At 48.3% G+C, this 22355-nt stretch carries 24 protein-coding genes; 4 read left to right on the top strand and 20 right to left on the bottom strand.

Annotated features, from left to right (window positions below; genetic code table 11):
• Window positions 1-79 precede the first annotated feature (79 nt).
• Complete coding sequence (locus tag B5D58_RS05300; RefSeq protein ID WP_011111120.1) at window positions 80-1762, top strand: AIPR family protein; 1683 nt, start codon at window positions 80-82, stop codon at window positions 1760-1762.
• Window positions 1763-2089: 327 nt separating this feature from the next.
• Here B5D58_RS05300 and B5D58_RS05305 read toward each other — a convergent pair whose 3' ends face one another.
• Genes B5D58_RS05305 through B5D58_RS05325 form a run of 5 tightly spaced genes read right to left on the bottom strand, consistent with a single transcriptional unit; the run spans window position 2090 to window position 10221 of the window.
• On the bottom strand, window positions 2090-3193 hold the full coding sequence (locus B5D58_RS05305) for a glycosyltransferase family protein (protein ID WP_011111118.1): 1104 nt from the start codon (window positions 3191-3193) through the stop codon (window positions 2090-2092).
• The gene (gene wecB, locus B5D58_RS05310) at window positions 3193-4287 is read right to left on the bottom strand and encodes a non-hydrolyzing UDP-N-acetylglucosamine 2-epimerase (RefSeq protein ID WP_011111117.1); all 1095 of its coding nucleotides are present in this window, start codon (window positions 4285-4287) and stop codon (window positions 3193-3195) included. Before wecB ends, B5D58_RS05305 begins: the two co-directional genes overlap by 1 nt.
• Window positions 4284-5612 (bottom strand): glycoside hydrolase family 99-like domain-containing protein, encoded by a 1329-nt coding sequence (locus B5D58_RS05315; RefSeq protein WP_143779493.1) that lies wholly within the window; start codon window positions 5610-5612, stop codon window positions 4284-4286. The genes wecB and B5D58_RS05315 overlap by 4 nt, the downstream gene beginning before the upstream one ends.
• Window positions 5613-5662: 50 nt before the next feature.
• A complete protein-coding gene (locus tag B5D58_RS05320) occupies window positions 5663-8869 on the bottom strand; it encodes a methyltransferase (protein ID WP_011111115.1) in 3207 nt (1068 codons plus the stop codon).
• Complete coding sequence (locus B5D58_RS05325; RefSeq protein WP_011111114.1) at window positions 8866-10221, bottom strand: ABC transporter ATP-binding protein; 1356 nt, start codon at window positions 10219-10221, stop codon at window positions 8866-8868. The genes B5D58_RS05320 and B5D58_RS05325 overlap by 4 nt, the downstream gene beginning before the upstream one ends.
• Before the next feature lie 92 nt (window positions 10222-10313).
• On the opposite strand from B5D58_RS05325, the gene B5D58_RS05330 reads away from it, so the two are divergent.
• Both B5D58_RS05330 and B5D58_RS05335 read left to right on the top strand, forming a co-directional pair.
• Window positions 10314-10601 (top strand): type II toxin-antitoxin system RelE/ParE family toxin, encoded by a 288-nt coding sequence (locus B5D58_RS05330; protein WP_011111113.1) that lies wholly within the window; start codon window positions 10314-10316, stop codon window positions 10599-10601.
• Window positions 10602-10610: 9 nt separating this feature from the next.
• The gene (locus B5D58_RS05335) at window positions 10611-10916 is read left to right on the top strand and encodes a HigA family addiction module antitoxin (RefSeq protein ID WP_011111112.1); all 306 of its coding nucleotides are present in this window, start codon (window positions 10611-10613) and stop codon (window positions 10914-10916) included.
• Between the two features lie 64 nt (window positions 10917-10980).
• Here B5D58_RS05335 and B5D58_RS05340 read toward each other — a convergent pair whose 3' ends face one another.
• The 3 genes from B5D58_RS05340 to vapB form a co-directional block, all read right to left on the bottom strand.
• Window positions 10981-11409 (bottom strand): hypothetical protein, encoded by a 429-nt coding sequence (locus B5D58_RS05340; protein WP_011111111.1) that lies wholly within the window; start codon window positions 11407-11409, stop codon window positions 10981-10983.
• Between the two features lie 158 nt (window positions 11410-11567).
• Window positions 11568-11969, bottom strand: a complete 402-nt coding sequence (gene vapC, locus B5D58_RS05345) for a type II toxin-antitoxin system tRNA(fMet)-specific endonuclease VapC (protein ID WP_011111110.1) — start codon at window positions 11967-11969, stop codon at window positions 11568-11570.
• On the bottom strand, window positions 11969-12202 hold the full coding sequence (vapB, locus tag B5D58_RS05350; protein WP_011111109.1) for a type II toxin-antitoxin system VapB family antitoxin: 234 nt from the start codon (window positions 12200-12202) through the stop codon (window positions 11969-11971). The genes vapC and vapB overlap by 1 nt, the downstream gene beginning before the upstream one ends.
• 300 nt (window positions 12203-12502) lie before the next feature.
• Between vapB and B5D58_RS05355 the strand changes: the two genes are divergently transcribed.
• Entirely contained in the window at window positions 12503-14413 is a 1911-nt protein-coding gene (locus B5D58_RS05355; RefSeq protein ID WP_011111108.1) for an ATP-binding cassette domain-containing protein, read from the top strand.
• Here B5D58_RS05355 and B5D58_RS14290 read toward each other — a convergent pair.
• The 12 genes from B5D58_RS14290 to B5D58_RS13845 form a co-directional block, all read right to left on the bottom strand.
• On the bottom strand, window positions 14358-14549 hold the full coding sequence (locus tag B5D58_RS14290; protein WP_143023752.1) for a type II toxin-antitoxin system RelE/ParE family toxin: 192 nt from the start codon (window positions 14547-14549) through the stop codon (window positions 14358-14360). The genes B5D58_RS05355 and B5D58_RS14290 overlap by 56 nt on opposite strands.
• Before the next feature lie 322 nt (window positions 14550-14871).
• A complete protein-coding gene (locus B5D58_RS05365) occupies window positions 14872-15126 on the bottom strand; it encodes a type II toxin-antitoxin system RelE family toxin (RefSeq protein ID WP_011111107.1) in 255 nt (84 codons plus the stop codon).
• Complete coding sequence (locus B5D58_RS05370) at window positions 15104-15325, bottom strand: ribbon-helix-helix protein, CopG family (protein ID WP_011111106.1); 222 nt, start codon at window positions 15323-15325, stop codon at window positions 15104-15106. Before B5D58_RS05370 ends, B5D58_RS05365 begins: the two co-directional genes overlap by 23 nt.
• Before the next feature lie 146 nt (window positions 15326-15471).
• On the bottom strand, window positions 15472-16623 hold the full coding sequence (locus tag B5D58_RS05375; protein WP_050731228.1) for an ATP-binding protein: 1152 nt from the start codon (window positions 16621-16623) through the stop codon (window positions 15472-15474).
• 187 nt (window positions 16624-16810) lie between these two features.
• Entirely contained in the window at window positions 16811-17176 is a 366-nt protein-coding gene (locus B5D58_RS05380) for a Fic family protein (RefSeq protein ID WP_011111104.1), read from the bottom strand.
• A gap of 165 nt (window positions 17177-17341) precedes the next feature.
• Window positions 17342-18160: an ABC transporter permease gene (locus B5D58_RS05385; protein ID WP_011111103.1), complete on the bottom strand. Its 819-nt coding sequence runs from the start codon at window positions 18158-18160 to the stop codon at window positions 17342-17344.
• A gap of 129 nt (window positions 18161-18289) precedes the next feature.
• On the bottom strand, window positions 18290-18790 hold the full coding sequence (locus B5D58_RS05390) for a DUF2442 domain-containing protein (RefSeq protein WP_011111102.1): 501 nt from the start codon (window positions 18788-18790) through the stop codon (window positions 18290-18292).
• Complete coding sequence (locus tag B5D58_RS05395) at window positions 18787-19014, bottom strand: DUF4160 domain-containing protein (RefSeq protein ID WP_041356437.1); 228 nt, start codon at window positions 19012-19014, stop codon at window positions 18787-18789. Before B5D58_RS05395 ends, B5D58_RS05390 begins: the two co-directional genes overlap by 4 nt.
• 288 nt (window positions 19015-19302) lie before the next feature.
• Complete coding sequence (rfbB, locus tag B5D58_RS05400; RefSeq protein ID WP_011111101.1) at window positions 19303-20361, bottom strand: dTDP-glucose 4,6-dehydratase; 1059 nt, start codon at window positions 20359-20361, stop codon at window positions 19303-19305.
• Window positions 20362-20694: 333 nt separating this feature from the next.
• Window positions 20695-21192, bottom strand: a complete 498-nt coding sequence (gene rfaH / locus B5D58_RS05405) for a transcription/translation regulatory transformer protein RfaH (protein ID WP_011111100.1) — start codon at window positions 21190-21192, stop codon at window positions 20695-20697.
• 181 nt (window positions 21193-21373) lie between these two features.
• Window positions 21374-22153, bottom strand: coding sequence for a sulfite exporter TauE/SafE family protein (locus tag B5D58_RS05410; RefSeq protein WP_011111099.1), 780 nt, complete (start codon window positions 22151-22153; stop codon window positions 21374-21376).
• A complete protein-coding gene (locus B5D58_RS13845; RefSeq protein WP_158297455.1) occupies window positions 22150-22308 on the bottom strand; it encodes a hypothetical protein in 159 nt (52 codons plus the stop codon). The genes B5D58_RS05410 and B5D58_RS13845 overlap by 4 nt, the downstream gene beginning before the upstream one ends.
• Window positions 22309-22355: the final 47 nt, after the last annotated feature.

Raw genomic sequence — 22355 nt, forward strand, 5'->3', positions numbered from 1 at the left:
CAACTGGAGTATCCGGTTTTACTTGACCAGATCATAGCAAAGTGTCCGGGAGTATTAGGCCAGAACAAGGAGCAATGATATGAACATCAACGCATCAATCATTGATCAGCGTTTGGCTGGTGTTCAAGATAAAATCAAGGAACGGGCGACCGAAGAGTTTGGCATCAGCGATGGCGATCGCCTCAGGTCGCTAGCCTTTGTTTACTTGTGCGTCGAAACCATGCTTGATCTCGATGTTGATGAAGCCTTCGATTGTCTGACCGACGGAGGCGGCGACTTTGGTGTGGATGCACTGCACATTACCGAAGAAATGGATGGCGAGTTTGGCGTTACCCTGTTTCAAGGAAAGTACAAAAAAAATCTTGAGGGAAATTCAAATTTCGAACAAAACAGCATCGAAGCGATGGTCAATGCCATTCGCCATATCTTCGATCCGTCTGCCGATCTTGGCGCTATCAATGATCGACTGCGCGTCAAAGTGGAACAGGCTCGCTCTTTGATTCGAGATGGCCTGATTCCGCGTGTTCGTGCCATCGCTTGTAATAATGGCCTCAAGTGGAACACGGATGGCCAACAGTCGATTGACCGTGCTGTTCTTGGTGATCAAGTTACCTGGGAACATGTTAATCACGACGTATTGATCGGTATCTTGCAGAGCATCAAACCGGTCGATGAAACCTTGCGGTTGACGGGCAAAGCCATGGTTGAAGACATGAATTACAGCCGTGTATGCGTAGGGCGGATGCCCGTGGCTGAAGTGGCTGCGCTCATGAAAAATCATGGCGAAAAGCTGCTGGAGCGCAATATTAGACGCTATCTTGGGTTGCACGGAAATCGTGTAAATGAGGGTATCCGCGCTACATTGAGTTCAAATACGCCAGAGAATTTCTATTTTTTCAACAATGGGATAACCCTTGTTTGCGACAAATTCACCTACAATGCACTTCAACAAGGTGATTTTCAAATCAAAGTCAAGAACCTGCAGATCGTCAATGGTGGCCAGAGCTGTATGACCATCCTCAAAACAGCCGAGGAACTTGAAAAAAATGGCCAGACCTTACCAGCGCAGGCAAGCGTCTTGATCCGGCTGTACGAACTGAGCAGCGATAACGACGATGTGGTTCTGCAAATAACTCACGCCACCAACAGTCAAAACCCGGTGGACTTGAAGGATCTGCGCGCCAACGATGCCAGGCAGCAGCAGCTCGAACAAAGCATTCAAAACCTGGGCTATAGCTACCGACGCAAGCGCATGGATGCAACCACCAAGGCCACCGACATTACCACAGGTGCCGCAGCGGAGGCTGTACTGGCCATTTGGCGTAAAGCGCCACATCAGGCGAAATTTTTGACCCGCGAGCACTTCGGCAAGCTGTACGACACCATCTTTAGCGAGTCGCTCAATGGCGCTCAGGTGGTGATTGCAGCCTTGCTTTATCGCATCGCTGAAAATCACCGACGCCGGCCGCATGGTGATGATCCATTGTTCGTCCGCTATGCATCTTGCTTTATCGCCATGCAGATGGGAAAGCGGCTGCTCAAAGCACTGGATATCAAGCTCAATGGCCTGGACCACCGCAATTTTGCCCAGGCCAGACAATGGATTGAGGAACAGGGCGAAGCCGTGTTTGTAGTGTCCCGACAAGATATCGATACCGCACTCAAGGCTCTGTATGGGAACCAGGAAATTTCCGTGCAGCAACTCTCTGCCACCTTCCGCCGTGGTGATCTGATCGGGAAACTTGATCAGGTCGAGGTGTGATCGATGGCCTTCAACCAAACCAGGTCAGTTACGCCGGATTGCTTTGTCAGCTACGCTTCCTCGCAAGGAAAGAAGAGGAATTGAGCGCATTACCATGCAAAGACAAAGCGAGCAGGAGCAGCTTTTCTCAATTTTCATCGTCTTCACGAGGCCGTTAGGCCGTGGCGATCCAGAAAATTTGAATAAGGTAGCTTATTTGAACATCGCTGTAACAGACTGCTAAAGGCGTTTGAATAACGCCGCCAGCCACAGAGTGATATTTCCTGCAAAAGCCTGTCGATAGAGTCTTGTGCGGTACAAACCTATAAGCCAGTTCCAGATTGAACACTAAATGATACCAGCGTTATCAAAACGGCTTTTCCATGAGTTGAATTCTCTGAATTTACAAATAACTTCTGAACTTGCATGGTACTGAAGCGCCAAGGCTGCCAATTCACCAACATCCTCCACGCCACGGCTTAAATAGGTTCCATCAGTACTTTTACGTAACGCCATTTCCCCAAAATCTGTAGATAATACTGGCAACCCCAAGGCGCGATACTCATAGTATTTGATCGGGTCTACCGATTCAGTCAGCAAAATTTTCTTAAAAGGTATTAATCCAACATCGAATTCCTGCATTGCCAGCAATGCCGCCTGGTGATTGCAGGGAGGTAGAATTTCAATATTTTGTGGCAATACTGCAGGAACCGTTGAAAATACCGGACCAATCAAGCGCACTATATCCTGTGGTCGCACATTGGCTAAAACAATCACCCATTCCCAGTCAAACCAAGCGGCAATCGTACCTACGTAACCCAGTACTTTCCGCTCATTATCGTGGCTGCATAACCTCAGAGGCGGCAAAATATCCAGATCCAATCCATTATGTACAAGTTCCACATCATTCCGGAAGATTGACCAACGGTGCTTCAATGTGGTTGAAGAAGTCAGGATCACGCTCACCTGACGAACAAGTGCTTTTTCTCGTTGTTGCATGGCAAAACGCGATAACCCGGAGTAAAACGAGGGAAAATCATCCATCACATCATAGATCGACCGACATCCATTGAGTCGATCCATGACAGTCAACGCAAAAATAGAGGGTTTGCCTATGACCAGCAATGTTTCACCACTGGCTGCGAAAACTGACAGTTCTTGCAGCAACCGCCGCCATAAAAAAATATTGACTGTTCCTGAGCTCGGTAACGGCTCTATCGGCAAGGCAACAGGTTTGATTATGTTTAACCAGGCAGGAATGAAAACCTCATCTCGTGCTGCTTTGGCTTTACCTATAAATTGTTGAAAGTCAGAGAGCAGCGGGAAACGAGTTGGATACGGATCAACCCAAAATACAGACCCCCCCGTCCGGCCATGAAACCACTCTACAAATTTATGCGGTCGTTGCGCAAAACTTGCCCAAGGTACAGGCGACAAGTAAATCAGTTGCATCAAGTAAAGTACTTACGCAAGACTTGGACTATACGCTCTGCCGCCTTGCCATCACCATAAGGTGAAATCCCTCGCGCCATCGCACGATAAGCGAATTCATCATCAAGCAGGCACTGAGTCTCCTGCACGATTGCATCATAATTGGGGCCGACCAGCTTCACGACACCCTGCTCCACTGCCTCAGGCCGCTCGGTCTCATCGCGCAGCACCAGCACCGGTTTGCCCAGCGCAGGAGCTTCTTCCTGAATACCACCTGAATCAGTAAGGATGATGTAGGCGCGCTTCATTGCTGCGATGAACGATGCATAATCCAGTGGTTCACACAGCGTGAAATTATGCAGCCCTGCCAGGAACTCGTGCGCGACATCCTTGACATTGGGGTTTGGGTGCACCGGATAGAGAAACTGCACATCCGGATTTTTCTCGGCTAGCGTCTGCAACGCACGGCAAATATTGCGGAACGGCTCGCCGAAATTTTCGCGACGGTGGGAGGTCACGAGCACAAGACGCTTGTTTGAATCAAGCTCAATTCCCAACTGCAGATCCTTCGATGCGCTCATCAGCAACGCATCAATGACAGTATTGCCCGTCACGATAATCTTAGAATCGGCCACTCCCTCCTTGAGCAAATTCTGCCGCGAGCCCTCGGTAGGCGCGAAATGCCAACGAGCAAACTTACCAGTGATCACACGATTGGCTTCCTCGGGGAATGGATTTTGCATATCCCAAGTACGCAGCCCGGCCTCAACGTGACCAACGGGAATATGATGATAAAAACACGCCAAAGCAACAGTCATGACCGTAGTAGTATCACCTTGAACCAATACAGCATCCGGCTTCTCAGCTTGCAAGACATCGTCGAGTTCAGGCAGCAACCGCGCAGTCAATGTTGTCAGCGCTTGATTGGGGCGCATGATGTTCAGATCGATATCAGGATCGATACCAAAAAACTCGTTTACCTGATCCAACATATTTCTGTGTTGGGCAGTTGCCAAAACCCGGACGTTTGCCCATGGTTCTTTTTTTAGCGCCAGAATAACTGGGGCCATTTTGATGGCTTCGGGACGGGTACCTACTACAATCAAAATTTTCATGACCTTACGCCCTCAATAGCCTGGCGTGTGGCATTTAAATAAGCATATCCATATTTCTTGTCTGGCTCGAGGTAAGCGCCTTCACCCCATTCATTCCAAGCATTGATAAAAATGTAATGGTCTTCAAGATCTTCTCGGTTCTTGGCCTCAAGCAGAATGTCTGTAAGCCAGCGCTCATATAAGTCGGGCGAAGCTCCCTCAAATATCATGCCTTTATTGTCACGTCTTGCAGAGTTATCCCACATTGGCATAGCTGCGCGATGAAGCTTTGGATGATTGTATAAAAAATATTTTTTATGCTCGACGATATCGCGGTAGTCCAGCACGATACCGCCAAAGTCCTGCATATAGTTAATCTGTGAACTGATATCGACGCAATGTTTGAAGAGTGTTCCCGGATGAAACTCACTCTGCGCATCAAATCCCAATTCAATCAAGTTGACATCCCACGTATGTTCTTTTATGCCGATAATATAAATGTCGCCAATGCCTGCTTTAACACAATGCTCACGCCATGCTGTTATTGTGCTAGCGCATTCTGGAATGAACGATGGGCGGTAAATTGTAAAGATCGGTTTACCATTCATCCTTATATATCTTGAATCACGCATATAAGGTACAACACTATTAATAAATGCAATATAACTCTCCACCGTTTCGCTCTGCTTAACCAGGATTTCTCCGCAAGAACCATCAAACCTGCGAGTCCATGACTCATTCGCCCAGCAAAGTGAGAAGGGGAAATCAATAGTCTTGGCTTCCAAGAACATGTCGAGCGGCTTATCCAGTAAGCGCTTGCCATCGAACCAGTAATAATAAAAACAGAATCCATAGATGCCATACATTTGCGCCAACTCAACTTGGCGGCGCATATTATCCAGGATTCGTAAATCATAATATCCAAGCTCACCGGGCAAACGTGGCTGGTAATGTCCAACATATTGCGGCATAGCGCGAGAAACGTTATTCCATTCAGTCACTCCCTTACCCCACCACATGTCATTTTCTTTAGTTGGATGAAACTGTGGAAGGTAATAAGCCAGGATTTTTGCATCACCTTCCTTCCGCTGGTACGAACTTGAGCTGATCTCGACATACTCGTTACCCGATTTCCTAGGTATTGCAAGGATTTGATTAGCATACTCCTGGAGGATTTTCTCCCGACTGACAGATGCTGAACTAGCTGTTGTCACCGGCTCAGCCAATGCTTTTTTCATGCCACGCAAAAATCTGCGAGCGAATCCAACCAGTAACTCCTTGGTTTCTTCAGGTAACGGAAGCCGCCAATATATTCGACGTAGTAGTTGATATAAATTTTGATTCACTCTTTTCACTATCCACCATTTAAAAGAGATAAATTTTGGTCACTCTGCACTCAGCTTTTGGCTGTTCGGATGCCGACAAGCTGGTATACCAAAGCTGCTTTTTCAGCCCATGAATTCTTTTCCGCATCATCTGCAAGGGCTTTCATGTAGGTGGGATCGTCTCTGGCAACCGCTGCGGCAGCGAGATTGCTCAGGAAGTCATCATGCGTACCTGATACTAGACATGACTTATATTTCGCACACTCAGGCAGGTAAGTTGTAACAATTGGTTTTGAGGCTGCCATGTACTCGAACAGTTTTACCGGTGAAACCGACTCCGTAAGTTCGTTACGTTTAAACGGCAAAATTCCAATATCATAAAACACCGCATATTCATTCAAGATAAAGTAAGATTTACTACCTAGAAAATGAACGTTTGGGATATCCAATATGCCACTTTGCTCAAGAGAATCATCATGCGCATATCCGATGAGTACCAGCTCGTACTTGCCATCACTCGCAATTCTTTTAAGCAAATCATAATCAATCCATTTTGCCAGCGCTCCATGATAGCCAACTACAATCCGTTCTGATGCCAGCACGGGCTCCATGTCTGCAGGAGGATGTGGAGCTGTTTTGCGCCAGTGAGGCAAATCTACGCCATTCGTGGAAAGAATGCATTGGCTCGTCCGATATCTAGTTACCTCCGTAAACAACCTATCCGATGTCGTGACCACAAAAACTGCTTCATTCCTCAGCAACCATTTGTGCCGTTCTATGACAAAAGCAGGAATGGCGCCCGTAATTTCCTCGCTGATTTCATCAATATATTCGTACACTATGATGATGCCGTCACGAATAAAATGCTCAAGATCACTGACTTTTGTTGCAAGATCAATCGACTGCAAGCGCAGCATTTTCGGTTGTCGAACTTCCAAAAGAGCATCGAACACACATTGCACGACTCGGTCGTCGAGCGCATCAAATACGACTACATTGCCCTCTACCCGATTAAAGACAAATAGATCTTTGTCGACTTGTAGATGTCCACCGTAAAGAGCAAGCCCGCCTAACTGCGCTGCCTGCAATGACATATGCTGAAACCGCTGAAATAGCGGTGTGCTCCACCCCATGGGAACATGGAAAAGATCGATAAAGTCTGTATGCTCGATTATGATCGTCCGTAGTTCTCTTAATCGCCGCTCATAGGTTCTCCGCCTAAGCTGCTTCTCCATCCAGACAGATCCGAATCTGTGGAATGCGCGCATCGCAAGAGGAAGTGAACTCAACAAGCCGTGTCGCTGGACTCCGTTATTGTAACGAGTAGTAAGATAGGAAATTCGCTTACGCCAGAGCGGGTAGTCTTTATGCGTAGGAACAGCGCCAGGCTCCATGGAAGCTCTCTGGGCCGTGCGCTGCTTTCTCAGAGTTTTTCCAATTATCCTCAGTGGACTAGTGATTTTCCATGAGTGACTCCCTTTCAGAGCTTTGATCTGCTGGTTATATTGTTCCAGCCATTTATCTCGATCAATCACAGCCTGGCTAAGGCTGGCGATCTGACCATCCTTCTCAGTGACAGCTTGGTTGAGGTTATTTAATTTAGAAATAGGGCCGTCTAACCAGTCCATCGTTTCCTTGGGAGTTACAACTCGGCCAGATACTTCAGTTTGAATAACGGCTTCCAGATTAACATAGCTAATGATCATCCCTTTGTCTGGTAACCAGCCCAAGCCATTCATTACAGCTTGAATTAGATTGATATATGTTTTACCAAACTCATCAGCGGAATGGCCGAATTTGGTAACGTTGTGAAAAAGGGTAATTAACGACCTAAAACAAAGAAAGCCGATCTGCACTGGCTCAGTTGCTTCCCACTCTTTATCGATGATATACGCTCCACCATCAGTAGAAGTAATAATATTTTGTGGTATGCAATCAAACGTGCTTCCAGGCAATTTAATAGTTGGCTCTGACAATTCTTCAATCTGCCATTTTGTGCACGCAACATTTGCAACAATATCGAGATATTTTCTCAGTAGGATACAAAGTTCTTCTATACGCCATCCGTCACGAGTGACGATTCGGATAAATTCTTGTGAAAGTGGTATGCCATACACGTAAGAAGCTCGATCTGGGATATCAAATTTCAATGATTTACCAATTACAGGCCTTGGTAACGCCGGTGCGAGAGATTTATATCGGACTTCAATACCATCAGCCTCCGTTTGCACAAACTGAGTTGTTTTACAAAACTCTTTTTTTCTTTCCGTTGTGAAATGCCAGGCAAGTGTAGATGACTCCAGATTCGACTCTTTATTGCTACTGGCTACAATAAGAAACGAGTTTGCCAAATCCAATGCAAGACCATTTTGCGCCAGGGTTGGCCATACCAACTCTGGTGAGAACGCCAATATAGGCGGAAGTTGTGGATCACGATGCACACTTTGCCAGGCAAACGCTGCTGCATCAAATTTCTCCGTTTTAAAGCCGCGCTCTGTAATAACGGATACGGGTAATTTGTAATCAGGGAAAGGTGCCAAAAAATCACAAGCTGAGAAGCCTGCTTCTTTCAGCATTTCTGCCAGGATAATGCGACCAAATGTCTGAGGCTGATCGTTGCGATAGCGTCCTTCTATTCCGTACATCGGTTGTCCGAGATGGTCTTCGGGTGCGCCAGCAAAATATTTCAAGCCCAGTTGATTCTCAATGGCAATGAAGAGTTTTCCTTCCGGCTTCAACAATGCCCGAACTCGCTCCAGCATGTTCAGCGCCGGGCTTTCTCCGGGGGTAAAGAGATTGGCATATTCCAAAACGCCAATCAGCGTGATGGCATCAAATTTCTGATCAGCCGAGAAAAGATCAAACCTGTCGGACACTACCGTAACATTCTGCAAATCGCGCGTTCTTGCTCTTGCAATTGCAGCGCGTCTTGGGCTACCTTCAAGCGCCAATACATTGCCACCACATTCACCCAGGTAGCGAGTAATCGCACCACACCCTGCGCCAATCTCCAGAATATCTCCATGAAGATCATTTTCAAAGGGACGCAAAATATTGGCTCGCGTTCCTGATAGATGATAAAGAGACGGCCAGTCGGTGCAGTGCTGGCGTAATTCGCTGGAGAGTACGCCAAGGTCGGAAGCTTCGTTAATAATTGAAGCAATCCGCTGCTCTACTTCATCACCATCACTGTAGGCAATGCCCGTGTAATCTTGTCGAGACCAAATGCCGGTTACTACATCAAGGATATAGCCTGTTTTTATTAAAAAAGAATTCATAGGGAGGTGTTTTGTGCACTCAGTTTTAAGCCTAGATCTACCAGACCAAAAAATTTTGTTACTGGGGCAATTTGTAGATAAATGGCGTCATATCGCCGATCATGAGGCACTATTTCTTCGCCTTTTCTGGTAGCAAGTCCAAGTGAGATGAAATAGTCACCCGGGGCAAGGCGACAGATAAATTCGGCCTTGATCAGTGCAGTTGTTCCTTTACTACCCAGTACCTTTATCTCATCTGTTTCTAATGTCTCGGAGTTGACGCCGTAAACAGTCACCCCCTCCTTGGTTTTGATGGTGATACCAAGAATGGGACGTACTAAATCTTCATAAAACCTTACAGCAACACCAAGCACAACGCTCTGCCCACTTGTAATAACGGAAGGGTAAGGCTCATTATCAGTCAACAAATAAAAATCCAGAATTGTTGCAGTGCCATCTCCCCAGCGATATTCATGCTCGTTGTAGTTTGCATGAGAAGAAAAAACATCGTCTATGAAATTCAGGCTAAGGTTGTCGTCTTGGGTTGGCTCGACGGAATTTGATTCAGTAGAAAAAGCTGATGCTGAATAGCTTTTACGTTCCTTGCCAAAAAGCAAGTCCATATAGTGATTCACTACGTAACGGGGTTCACCATGTTCGATAACATCTCCCCCGTCAAGAAGAATGGCCTCTGAACAATGCGTTACGATCTGTTCGGATGAATGCGTTACAAGCAGGATACTTGTACCTCCATCCTTCAATTGCTGGAGGCGATCAAAGCATTTTGCCTGGAATTTAGCATCTCCCACTGCTAATGCTTCATCCACAATAAGAATGTCAGGTTTGACTTGTGCCTGTACAGCAAAACCAAGCCGCACCATCATGCCACTGGAGTAAGTTTTGACCGGTTGTTCAATGAACTCACCAATGTCGGCAAATGCGGCAATGTCATCAAAGCGCGCATCCGTTTCTTCCTGACTCAAACCGAGCACGGATGCGTTCATGTAGACGTTCTCGCGCCCGGTAAATTCCGGGTTGAATCCGGAGCCAAGCTCCAATAACGCGGCGATGCGGCCATACGTTGTGATGCTGCCAGAGGTCGGATTGAGTGTGCCGCAGATCATTTGCAGCAGGGTCGATTTACCACTGCCATTGCGGCCGATGATGCCGATGGTTTCCCCTTTTTTGACTTCAAACGATACATCTCTAAGCGCCCAGAATTCGCGGAAATATTGCCTGGGTGTTTGCCCGGTTAAGTGATGCAGACGGGGTAGAATGAATTGTTTGAGCCGGTCGCGCGGTGTGTCATAGATGTGGTAACACTTGGAAAGATTGCTAACCCGGATAGCGATGTCATTCTGTTCCTGATTCATAATAGTGTTTCTATTGCCAGTGTGCGTTGACTATGGCTGGGTAGATAGCCTGAAATTTTTCTCGCTTTACGCGTTACGCCTGACGTAATATCATGGGCTGCATGATCCAGTCTTTTCGATGTAAGAGTACTCAAGCAATGTTTGAGGGTGAATGTCCTCAGCGTTTTAGTGCCATCCAAGCTGTGGCTGAACGTAAGCTGGCACAATTGGAAGCGGCACAAACACTTGATTTTTTGCGCTCTCCACCAGGAAATCGGCTGGAAAAACTGGCTGGCGACCGGGAAGGTCAATGGAGCATTCGTATCAACGCACAATGGCGTATATGCTTTACTTGGTCTGATCTCGATCCTGCCGATGTAGAGATTGTTGATTATCATTGAGAAATAACCATGACTAGACCTGTAAACCGCATGCGTGCCGTCCATCCCGGGGAAGTGCTGCGTGAAGATTTTCTGATTCCAGCCGGGATAAGTGTCAACGCTCTGGCAATTGCCTTGAGTGTGCCAGCCACCCGCATTCATGAAATCGTCAAGGAGCGGCGCGCCGTTACCGCTGATACTGCTGAGCGGCTGGCGCATTATTTCGGGGGTGATGCCGCTTCCTGGCTTGCTCTGCAGGCCAGTTACGATCTGAAAACACTGCCCACGCGCGATGAAATTGAACGCCGCGTGCAAAGGCGTGAAGAACACGTGTGACTTGAACTGGTACTGGCAGCAGCCAATTACCCTTGTACTGTTCGGGATAGGTTTCATGCCACTCTCATTTTTGCTGCAAACAGGAGCAGCTTTCCCTAATTTTCCCTGTCATCGCGAAGCTTGTTATTGCGAGGAGGCGAAGCCGGCGGCAACCCGGTATGATGCGCGGCGATCCAGCAATGGTAATGACAACAAAAGTATCGGATTGCTTCATGCCGTTGGCGTTCGCAAAGACGGTAAAAATTTGTTGATCCGGATGCCATTTGAGTTTTGGTAGAAGTAAAAGCAGTATTTTACTGGATTGTTTCACCAGCTGCGCCGTTTCGCAATGACGGCGGTTGATAAATGATTGCTGTAGTGCATCACACCTCGTCTTCGCGAGGCTATCAGGCCATGGCGATCCAGCGCCTCTGCAATCGACTAACTGGATTGCTTCCAGCTTCACTTCATTCGCAATCGCAAAGACGGCGGAAATCAGGGCAACCTGTTGCATATACTAGCCGGTCGTTGTGAAGGGTCGCAGGCCGATGCGGCAATCCAGTACCGCCGGTAACGAAAAGGAAATTGGTAATTTTTACATTCTGTCGGCGTTGTTATCTGAGGTTACTTGGTAGAAAAGGATGTCGAACAATTTTCAATCCAACAGAGCGATCAGGTAATCCAATTTTCCAAACGCAAACCATCTACTCGTTCAAATTCACGCAGGTTATTACTGACCAGGATGAAACCTTCACTGCGAGCATGAGCGGCGATGTGCAAGTCATTCACGCCGATGGGCTTTTCTTTTCGCTCCAGATCAGCACGAATATCACCATAATGCCCGGCTGCTTTACTGGTATACGACAGCACTTCCAGACGAGATAAAAAATCAGCCACCTGTCGCAGATTGTGCTCACGCTGCCGGCTTTTTTCTGCGCCGTGCAGTAACTCGGCTTCGGTAACAGCGCTTACGCACATCATGTCTGCATAGCGGTTAAAGGTAACCAGCACTTCTATTGGCCGACGTTTGATAACGTAGATGGCGATGTTCGTATCCAGCATATATTTGAGCATCAGAACACCTCGCGCTCCTGCTGCTCCTGACTGGCACGTTCAGATAAAAAATCTTCTGAAACACCTTGTTCCGCCAGAAAAAAGCTGTCCCAAGTATGGTCAACCGGGGTCAGGATTCGCTCTTTACCCAGTTTACGTACCCAGACCTTTTTCACATCATCGGCAAAGCGCACATCTACCGGCAAACGTACAGCCTGAGTACGGTTATTTTCAAAAACAGTACCTGTATACATCACGATCCTCCAATCAAAGTAGCCAGATACTACAAGTATATAGCATTGCTTGTTGTATGGACATCTGCGGGAGATATATTTGCCTATTTTTTGGTATGAAGATGGGTACTGCACCACCCGGACCTATAGCACATACAACTTCGTGCCTGAAATCGTAATTTAAGCACTGGATTGCCCGATTTTACTTGACCAGGTCACCCATGAGTGACACGGTGAATCCAGCCGTTCGGGAAAAGCTGCTGGAAATCCGGATCATCAATCAGGATCGGCAACAGCCGCGAAACTGCTAAACTGCGCGCCATGATAAGAATCTCAGAACTGACCTTGCAACGTGGCCCTCTGCGTTTACTGGAAAATGCAGATTTAACCCTGCACCCAGGGCATAAAGTCGGCTTAATTGGTGCCAATGGCGCTGGCAAATCAAGCTTATTCGCCCTGCTACGTGGGGAATTGCATCCTGATGCAGGCGATTGCGTATTGCCAATGAACTGGCGCATTGCCCATATGCGTCAAGAAATCGATGCACCTGATTGTAATGCGATTGATTATGTGCTCGATGGTGATGGCTACTTACGCGATATTCAACAGCAACTGGTCAAAGCTGAACAACGACAAGACGGAGTTGAGCTTGGCCGCTTGTACTCGGAACTTGATAACGCTGATGCCTATACCTCCGACGCGCGCGCACGTAAATTATTAGCTGGTTTGGGTTTCCTGGAAGAACAAATGGGAAATCAGGTCAATAGCTTTTCCGGTGGCTGGCGGATGCGCTTAAATCTGGCACAAGCGTTAATGTGCCCATCAGACTTGCTATTACTTGATGAGCCCACTAACCACTTGGATCTCGATGCAATTTTATGGTTGGAAAGTTGGCTGCAAAGCTATCCCGGTACCTTGCTGCTGATTTCCCATGACCGTGATTTCTTAGATGCAGTGGTCGGTCATATTGTCCATATTGATCAACAAAAACTAACGCTATATTGCGGCGGCTATACAGCCTTTGAACGCGCCCGTGCTGCACGTATTATGCAGCAACAGCAAGCGCACGAAAAACAAAGAGCACAGCGCGCGCATATGGAAGATTTTATCCGACGCTTTAAAGCCAAGGCCAGTAAAGCACGGCAAGCACAAAGCCGTGTTAAAGCCCTGGAACGCATGGAGGAGCTGGCACCAGCACACTTCGATTCACCTTTTGACTTTATTTTCCGCGTGGCTGATAAAGTCTCTACACCGCTGCTGAATCTCAATGAAGCAGAGCTTGGTTACAACGTGGGACAGCCTATTTTAAGCAATGTAAAGCTACAGCTAGTCCCGGGCGCACGGATTGCTTTACTTGGCCCCAACGGTGCAGGTAAATCAACTCTGATTAAAAGTATTGTGGACGATTTACCGCTATTGGCAGGTCAACTCACCCGCAGTGAAAACTTAGCGATTGGCTACTTTGCCCAACATCAACTGGACTCACTTGATCCAAAAGCCAGCCCGTTGCTACATTTTCAACGCATTGCTCAAGATGAACGCGAGCAAGTTTTGCGTAATTTCCTCGGCGGTTTTAATTTTCGCGGCAAGCGCTGTGATGAACCTGTGCTCAATTTCTCCGGTGGTGAAAAAGCCCGCTTGGCTTTGGCGCTGATTGCGTGGGGTAAACCTAATTTATTACTGCTCGATGAGCCCACCAACCACCTTGATTTAGAAATGCGACAAGCATTGAGTATGGCTTTACAAGATTTCTCCGGTGCGCTACTGCTGGTGTCTCACGATCGCCATCTGATCAAAAGTACCATGGATGAGTTGTACTTAGTTGCTGATGGCCGTGTGCGGGAGTTTGCAGGCGATCTTGAGGACTACAGCAAATGGCTCAACGATTATCGTTTGCGCCAGCGTCCTGATAACGACGCAACCAGCCCCGATAAAGTCGATCGCCGCGCACAACGCCAGGCAACTGCAGCACTCCGTAAACAACTGGCACCGCTACGCAAGCACACTGATACATTAGAAAAACAGTTAGATAACATTCAAAAAGAGCTACAGGCTTTGGAAACCATTCTGGCTGATAATAATCTCTATGAGCAGCCGCAAAAAGATCAGCTCAAGCAATACCTAAGCCAGCAAACCAACTTGCTACAAAAGCAAGTAAAACTGGAAGAAACCTGGCTCAATAACTTAGAAGAGCTGGAATTATTGCAAAGTGAACTTGGGGAAGATGTATAACGCAATGGTTTGAAAGCGGGCTAAACCGGGGTGTCACAAAACGCTTCACTCCAGCCGCGCCGGGGTTGTCCGCCGCGATGTAGTCCCAGATGTCTGCCCGATCTTGTTCCGCTTCTGGCGTCCAGATAACTATCACACCTGGCCGGCTATTACTTGGTTGCGCCTGGTAGCGAATTCAGCTTCAACTTCATTATTTGTACGGCCATGACCGGCCCGCATTGAGGTGCGGCCAGCTTCCACTCTCTCTTGTATTGCCCGGGGCAGGTTTCATGCCACTCTCATTTCTTTTGCTGAAAACAGATTCTCTCCAGGTTTTTCTAAATGTCATTTGTTAATCCAGATGTCATTGGGTTTTATATTTTACTGGATTGCTTCCCGCCACGACCTATGGCCCTGCGGCTGAAGACTGATACACCCGCAATGACATTTATCGATTTAATCAGAAGCTTCTTGACCGCTCAGCGATAAATATCACGACGATGATTGATACGAACAACCAGAATCGTTAAGAGGTTATCCTGGATTTCATATACGACTCGATACATACCAACCCGTATCCGGCGCAACCCGGAAAACTCGCCCTTCAGGATAGATCCGGCACCGGGGTGTTCTTTCAGCAAATCGATTGCTTTTATGATACGTAGTCGGTCTGGTCCGGGAATTTTTTCAAGTGACTTTACCGCGCTCTGCCTAATCGAGATGGAGTAGATCACGCTTTACCTCTTCCCAATCCAGTATCGGATCTGCCGGATCTCGCAATATATCGATCGCCTGCGAGATATCCTCAAAATCCTCCAAATAATATTCCACCGCCTGACGAACCACTTCTGCCCGAGAACGCCGTAAACGAGCTGCAGCCGCATCAAGGGAAGAAACGAGGTCATCGGGCAAACGAGCAGTAATTTGAGCCATAGCACCCCCATGTAATGTCAGTTAATGTTAATTGATGCAAGTTTAGGTAAGAACCGTTCAGGTCAATACCACTCTCATAAGGCCGCATCAATCAGGCCGTTTCCCATTTCTGTAACTATCTTGCGCAAGGTAATTTCAAGCAATTGTCATATTGCCACCTGTTGCAGAAAATCGCGCGGCTCAGCAGAAAACTGCGCAAAATTCTCCGGTGTTACAATCACCCGCAAAGCCTTGGGCTCCTGTGCACAAAAGGCGTCCAGTCCCCTGGCCGATTTTTTGCGACCGGATTTTACCTCGATGGCGTACAACCGCTCGCGATACTGGTATACAAAATCCACCTCATCGTTACGCTCACGCCAATAAAACACCTGCCCAGGCAGCTGCATCAGTTCAGCACCCACCACCAGTTCAAATGCCCGCCCGCGCTGCTCCGTACTCCGCATCACATCTACCCCCGCTACCATACTGTACAGCGCCGGGCAAGCCGGTAGCATCTTGGGACTGGAACTGCGTGCAAGCCATGTCTTGGGTGAATACTTCTGCAACGCATGCAACAAAAAAGCACCACCGTACAACTCAATGTAATATTTGACCAGATCGGTATTTCCCTTGTCCTGCAACTGCCCCAGCAGTTTGGTGTAGCTAATTTCCTGCGCAGGGTAGGCGCATAAAATCTCGAACGCCTGCCGAAAAAGTGCCGGGTTGGCCACCTTGCGACTTTGCAAGATGTCCTTGCCGATAACTGCCTCTACAATTGCATCCTTCATGTAGGCGTACCAGCGATCGGGATCATACTCCAGGACAACTGCGCCCGGATAGCCACCAAAAGCGAGATAACGCGGCAAGTCGTAACCAAAGGCAGCGTGCAATTCGGCAAATGTCCAATGATGTACTCTCAGCAGTTCAAAGCGTCCAGCCAGACTTTCTGTTACGCCACTCTGAATTTGCAGGGCACTGGAACCCAGCAGCAACACTCGCAAGCGTCCCGGCTGCGCGTCCCACAGTGCCTTGATGGTTTCTGGCCAGTTCACCACCTTCTGGATTTCATCCACCACAAGCAGGGCGCCTTCGCCCAACAGCAATGCCTGCTGCCACTGCTCCAGCAACCAGCTGCGGTCACTCACCAGCACATCGTCGGCATTGGCATAATGCTGCGGATAGCTGCATTGTGCCATCAGTTGCCGCACACCTGTAGTCTTGCCCACCTGACGAGGACCTGTCAGCACTTGTATCAGCGGTTGCATACCGTCCAGACGGTGCGCAAGCTGTGCGACGAAAGGACGTTGAAAAAGAGTCATCATGCAATCCTACAAAATACTAGACATCTCTATTATATCCAATAGATCTCTCTGGCATTTTGTAGAAATTCTGGATAGAAACCCAAATGTTTGTTTTCACGAATCATGTAGTCTTTATCCGCAAACAGGACGAACGGATAGCAATCCGGTGCTTCTGTCAGCCAGCAGGTGCATAAGCGCAGCACCATCAATGCTCACGAAAATATTTTTGCCTGGGGCTATTGGGTTTATCTGGCTGAGTGCGCCGCAGCCAGCCAGCATCAAGTAAAGGGGTTAAAACAGCTTTGCGAAAATGTTCACGGTCATTCAAATGGTAAAACGCTTGCAATTCAGTACAGCTGCGCGGGTGTTGGCAAAACTCCGCCAACCCCGGATATTGCTCCATAATCTCCAATACAGCTTGCGGGATATCTTGCAGGGTAGCTTGCGGGGTAATGATCTGTGATTCGCTTAAGGTTTCTTCAATCACCGTCAGCATGAATTCAATAAAAAATGCACAATCGGTTTGCGCCGTGCTATCAGCAATGACCTGATAATAGGTAATTACCTTCAATCGCCAGTGAACCCTGTATAGGCCGCAACACGGTTGAACAACGTGGCAGTAAGGCTGAAAGGTGGTTGATAACTCATCGATAAGTCAATCAGGAGCTTGCCGCACCTGCGCACTGTTTCTCATGAAATGGGAAAGGTGGCAGAAGGGAATTTTACAACGCGGTATTCAAAGAACGTCAGCAAACCCTTTTCTGGTCTTCTGGAACCAGGCAAACCCCAGCCAGGCAATTATCCCGGTAACCAGCCAGTAAAGTGCCAGCAGCAAGAAATCCGGCATTTTCCCCCAATACAACACATCCCGCACCATTTCGATGACTGGGGTAAGAGGGTTAAGGTACAGCAAATGCTGATAGCTTTCGGGCAAAGCACTAATCGGGTAGAAAATAGGACTGAGAAACATGAGTACCGAAGTTATTACTCCGATGAATTGTGATACATCACGCAGATAAACACCCAGTGATGCCAGAATCCAGCTCAACCCCAGGATAAACAGAGCAAATGGCATGACGACAAATGGCAGGTACAGTGCACTTGCATGCGGAACACCAAACAAAATTACGTAGGCTGCCAGCCAGACACCCAGGCTGATCAAGGCATGATACAAAGCTGAAAGCAGACTGACAAAAGTCAGGGTCTCCAGCGGAAAAACCACTTTCTTGACGTAGTTGGGGTTGGCAAGAATCAGCGCAGGTGCACGATTGATACACTCGGCAAACAGGTTGAACACGATCAAACCAGCAAAAAGCACCAGGGCAAACTCGGTTTTGGATTCGCTTCCCACGCTCCAGCGCGCCTTGAATACTACGCTGAATACAAAGGTGTACACCGCCAGCATGAATATCGGGTTGAAAAAAGACCATAGCAGGCCCAGCACAGAGCCACGATAACGCCCCAGTATTTCGCGCTTGGCAGAAGCCAGAATCAGTTCACGATTGCGCCAGAGACTGGTAAACATTTCTACCGGCGTTGCAGGAAATTGACGCATCAACCCAATACCTCCACCTCAATAAATGATTTGCAAAACTATCTGCGTTGCCATCACTGCCTTCGCAAGCTGCATAGTAATGCGGCGATCCAGCACCTCCAATGACAACCATGATTAAAAGTAGCGCCATCATGACAATGAAGCTGAAACTCCCTTAGCGTAGGCTGCAGGCAAAGTGCGCGGCAGAGTCTTTGTCTCAGGGCGCGTGGCTTCCCAACCCAGGCAAGCCAGCCAGATAGTACGCGGGATAATTTTGTGCGCGGTACGGTAGTAACTCACCATCCGCCGGCTAATTCCCAGCGCCTCGGCAGCAGTAGTTAGTGACAGGTTATTTCGGTGCATCCAGTCACCAAACATTTCGTGGCTAACTTCACCTGCCTGCTCCTTGGCCCAAGCGTAAACGTTGTCCCGGCCGAATTCGGTATCGAACCACTCAACACTCCCCTCCCATTCAGCAATATGTACGCGCGCAAACGCCTCTGGATCCAGGATAGGAGCGAGATCAGGAATTTTGCGCAGGATGTCACCTACATCGACCTCCAGCACCTCGCCAGTGCTCCAGGTAGTGCGCAGACGGTAAGGCGCCAAGGCCTCAACAGCTGTCAATTTTGGAAAAAAGTACTCGTTCATGGATTATTCCTCCGCCATTCATCAAACAGCAAATCCCGACTTGCTTCAATCCAGGCCAGTGCTTCACGTATCTCGCGCTCTGTCACCCGGCCCTTGATCGCAAGATTATCAAGATCGACTGTGCATTCCCGTCCATCACGTAATTTGACATGAGCATGGGGTGGTGGATGGTCATTCAGATACATCAACACCCGTAGATCATTGAAACGTTTCAGGGTTGGCATTACATCAAGTTTGGGGCAATGGTTGCACTATTTCAAGAAGAGTGATGCACGCGCTAAAAGTAGATTGAAAATAAGCGGTTTATCCCGAATAGCCAAAGGTATCTTCATCTCTGGCTATTCATTGAATTGGGTAATAATAAGCGCCGTAGCGAGGGTAACCCGGTATGTTCACTACCTCTATTACTCGATTGCTTCACGCCGTTGGCGTTCGCAATGAGAGTTCAAGCATAGGACGACGGTGTTTCTGTCTGTATAGTTTCCCGTTTTCTACCTTTCTATTCCTGACCCTTACTCTCCATATTGCCTGGTTATCCATTCACGATACGCACCAGACTGAACCCGTACCACCCACTCCGGGTTGTCGAGATACCACTGCACCGTTTTGCGAATGCCGGTTTCAAAGGTTTCAGCAGGTCTCCAGCCCAGTTCGCGTTCGATCTTGTGCGCATCGATGGCATAGCGGCGATCGTGGCCGGGGCGATCTGCGACATAGGTGATTTGTGATGCGTAGCTCGTACCATCTGCTTTGGGCCGCAGCTCATCGAGCAGTTTGCAGACTGTATTAACGATTTCGATATTCGGCTTCTCATTCCAGCCGCCAATATTATAAATTTCACCCGGTTTTCCAACCTCGAGCACACGTCGGATTGCACCACAATGATCTTTGACATAGAGCCAGTCACGGATCTGCATGCCATCACCATACACGGGTAGTGGCTTGCCTGCGAGAGCATTCACAATCATCAGCGGGATGAGTTTTTCCGGGAAATGATAGGGTCCGTAATTATTGCTGCAATTGGTGGTAAGTACCGGCAATCCGTAAGTGTGGTGCCAGGCGCGCACCAGGTGGTCACTCGCTGCCTTGCTGGCCGAATACGGGCTGTTGGGCTCATAACGACTGACCTCGGTAAAAGGAGAGGCTTCCTTGCTCAGGGTGCCGTATACCTCGTCAGTGGAAACATGCAGAAAGCGAAAATCCTGTTGATCAGGCTCCCTCAGATCATTCCAAAAGGCACGTACACACTCAAGCAGGCGAAAAGTACCAACGATATTGGTATGGATGAAATTCTCCGGACCATGGATACTTCGGTCGACATGTGATTCGGCCGCAAAGTTGATGACAGCCCGGGGATGGTGTTCGTGTAAAAGACGCGCAACCAGATCGAAATCAGTAATGCTGCCTTTCACAAAAATATGGCGTGAATCACCTTCCAGCGAAGCCAGGTTCGCCCGGTTGCCGGCATAAGTGAGTGCATCCAGATTGATGACTGTTTCTTCAGACTGCGCCAGCCAGTCCAGAACAAAATTGCTGCCGATAAAACCGGCCCCGCCAGTAACCAATATCACTTCCAATGACTCCTTTTCAAATCCAGCCGAACTTCAGATACAAATCGCACCATTCTTTTTATGGAAATTCTTACGACAACAATGGGTTACCACATTAGGGAAAAAATCTGAGTATTTCAGGCACGCTACCGCCATGCCTGTTTTATAACAGGAGAGAGATTCAACGAAGTAAAGCAGCAGACTGCACAAACCAGCAGCGAGTAAATGAATCGCAACCTGCCGGCAGACGGGCGAAATTTTGCCACATTGCCATGTTTTTGGGAAACATTCTGCCTAATGAATGAAACAGGCTGGCCAAACTTACCAATCAGTTACGCAGATTTTTAGAGTTTCTCAGTTTGTTTTACGCAAACTGGTCGGTGAAACTCGCATGGCAACCGGTTTACTCAGCAGTTCGATGAGTACCATCACACGGCGTTCACCTTCTGCCATCTGGTAGATCCCCTCGATACCGGCGAAGGCGCCTTCTGTCAGGCGCACTCTTTCCCCGGGTTTGAACAGTCGTTCGGGTTTATGCTGGAAAGAAGCTTCCTGCATACGCAGAAGATCGATCAGAATATCATCGATCCTGGCAGGTTCAGATCCGAAACATACCAGCCGGTTGACACCTCTGGTGGAACGGATCGGCACCCAGCTTTTGGCGGAATCGCCCTGCTCCAGTTGAATAAAAAGGTAACGGGGAAACAGTGGTTCATCGACCACCGTCAGATTTCCCAGATGAAGCTTTTCTACCGGCAACATCGGCAGGTAACATCGATACCCTTGCTGTTGCAGATTCTGAAAAGCACATTTCTCCTGCTTGGGTTTGGTATGAACGAGATACCAGTGCATTGCCTCTCCCCAGGTTATCCAGACGACAACATTCTACTGTAGCCAATGTTGGCACAGCAATGAATTTGTCATATCCGGGATGTATACAGAATTGTCTGTTTATTTACTGCTCTTCAGTATATGAAAAATATCTGCACAGACAGTTCCCGCATCCTGCAGGATATATTTTGTCAAGACTCTTTTATATGAGAACTTTCAGCCCTGCCGCAGCGAGTACGCATGCCAAAGCGATCTGAATCCATCGCCCGGTAATTTTGCTGGCCAGCATACTGCCCGCAACGACGGTAGGTACCGAACCCAGCAGCAGGCTGATCAGCATCCACCAATCGACCTTGCCCGCGAACAGATAACCCAGGCCAGCAACAACTGCCAGGGGAATAGCATGCACGATATCCGTGGCTATCAGGCGATGCGGAGTCATACGCAACGGATAAAGATACAGCAGCATTACACTTCCCAGCACTCCCGCTCCCACCGATGTCAGCGCAACGCACACACCAAGGATTGCACCGGCAATGACTGTCAGTATCGATTGCATGGTTTCGAACCGTTCCGGCTGCCCGGTTCGTTTCTTTCTGGCCAGAGCAACCATTCGGGGTGCGGTCAGCAGGCCGATCGCCGTAATCAGCACGACAATGCCGATCCCTTTGGTCAGCCAGTCCACTTTTGTAATGTGTGTTCCCATGCTTACCAGCAGCACGACCAGCAGAGCCATGGGAAGACTGCCCGACCACAACCGTTTGACCACCTGCCAATCGACATTGCCATTGGTATGGTGCACTCGAGCACCAGCTATTTTGGTGATGGCGGCAAACCACAAATCGGTCGCTACCGCCGTTACAGGCTGAACACCGAACACCAGCAGCAGAATGGGAGTCATCAAGGCACCCCCACCCACACCAGTCAATCCAATGACAAAACCGGTCAATGCACCTGCCAACGTAAAAGACCAGTCGATCATGCGCGTGCTCCCGCAAAATCGCACATCGCAATGAATACAATATCGTGAATACCTGATTCGTTGAACTGCTGCCGCCTGTCGGAATACGGTACGTCTTCATCAGCACCGTTCAGGTCAGCTTGCTCTGCCAAAATTGTGAATTCAGATTGTCGCATAGGGATTTATTTGCCTGTCCGGGTTGAAGTTACTTCGCTCCGGCAAA

The organism is Nitrosomonas europaea (assembly GCF_900167395.1).
GTDB classification, from domain to species: Bacteria; Pseudomonadota; Gammaproteobacteria; order Burkholderiales; family Nitrosomonadaceae; genus Nitrosomonas; species Nitrosomonas europaea.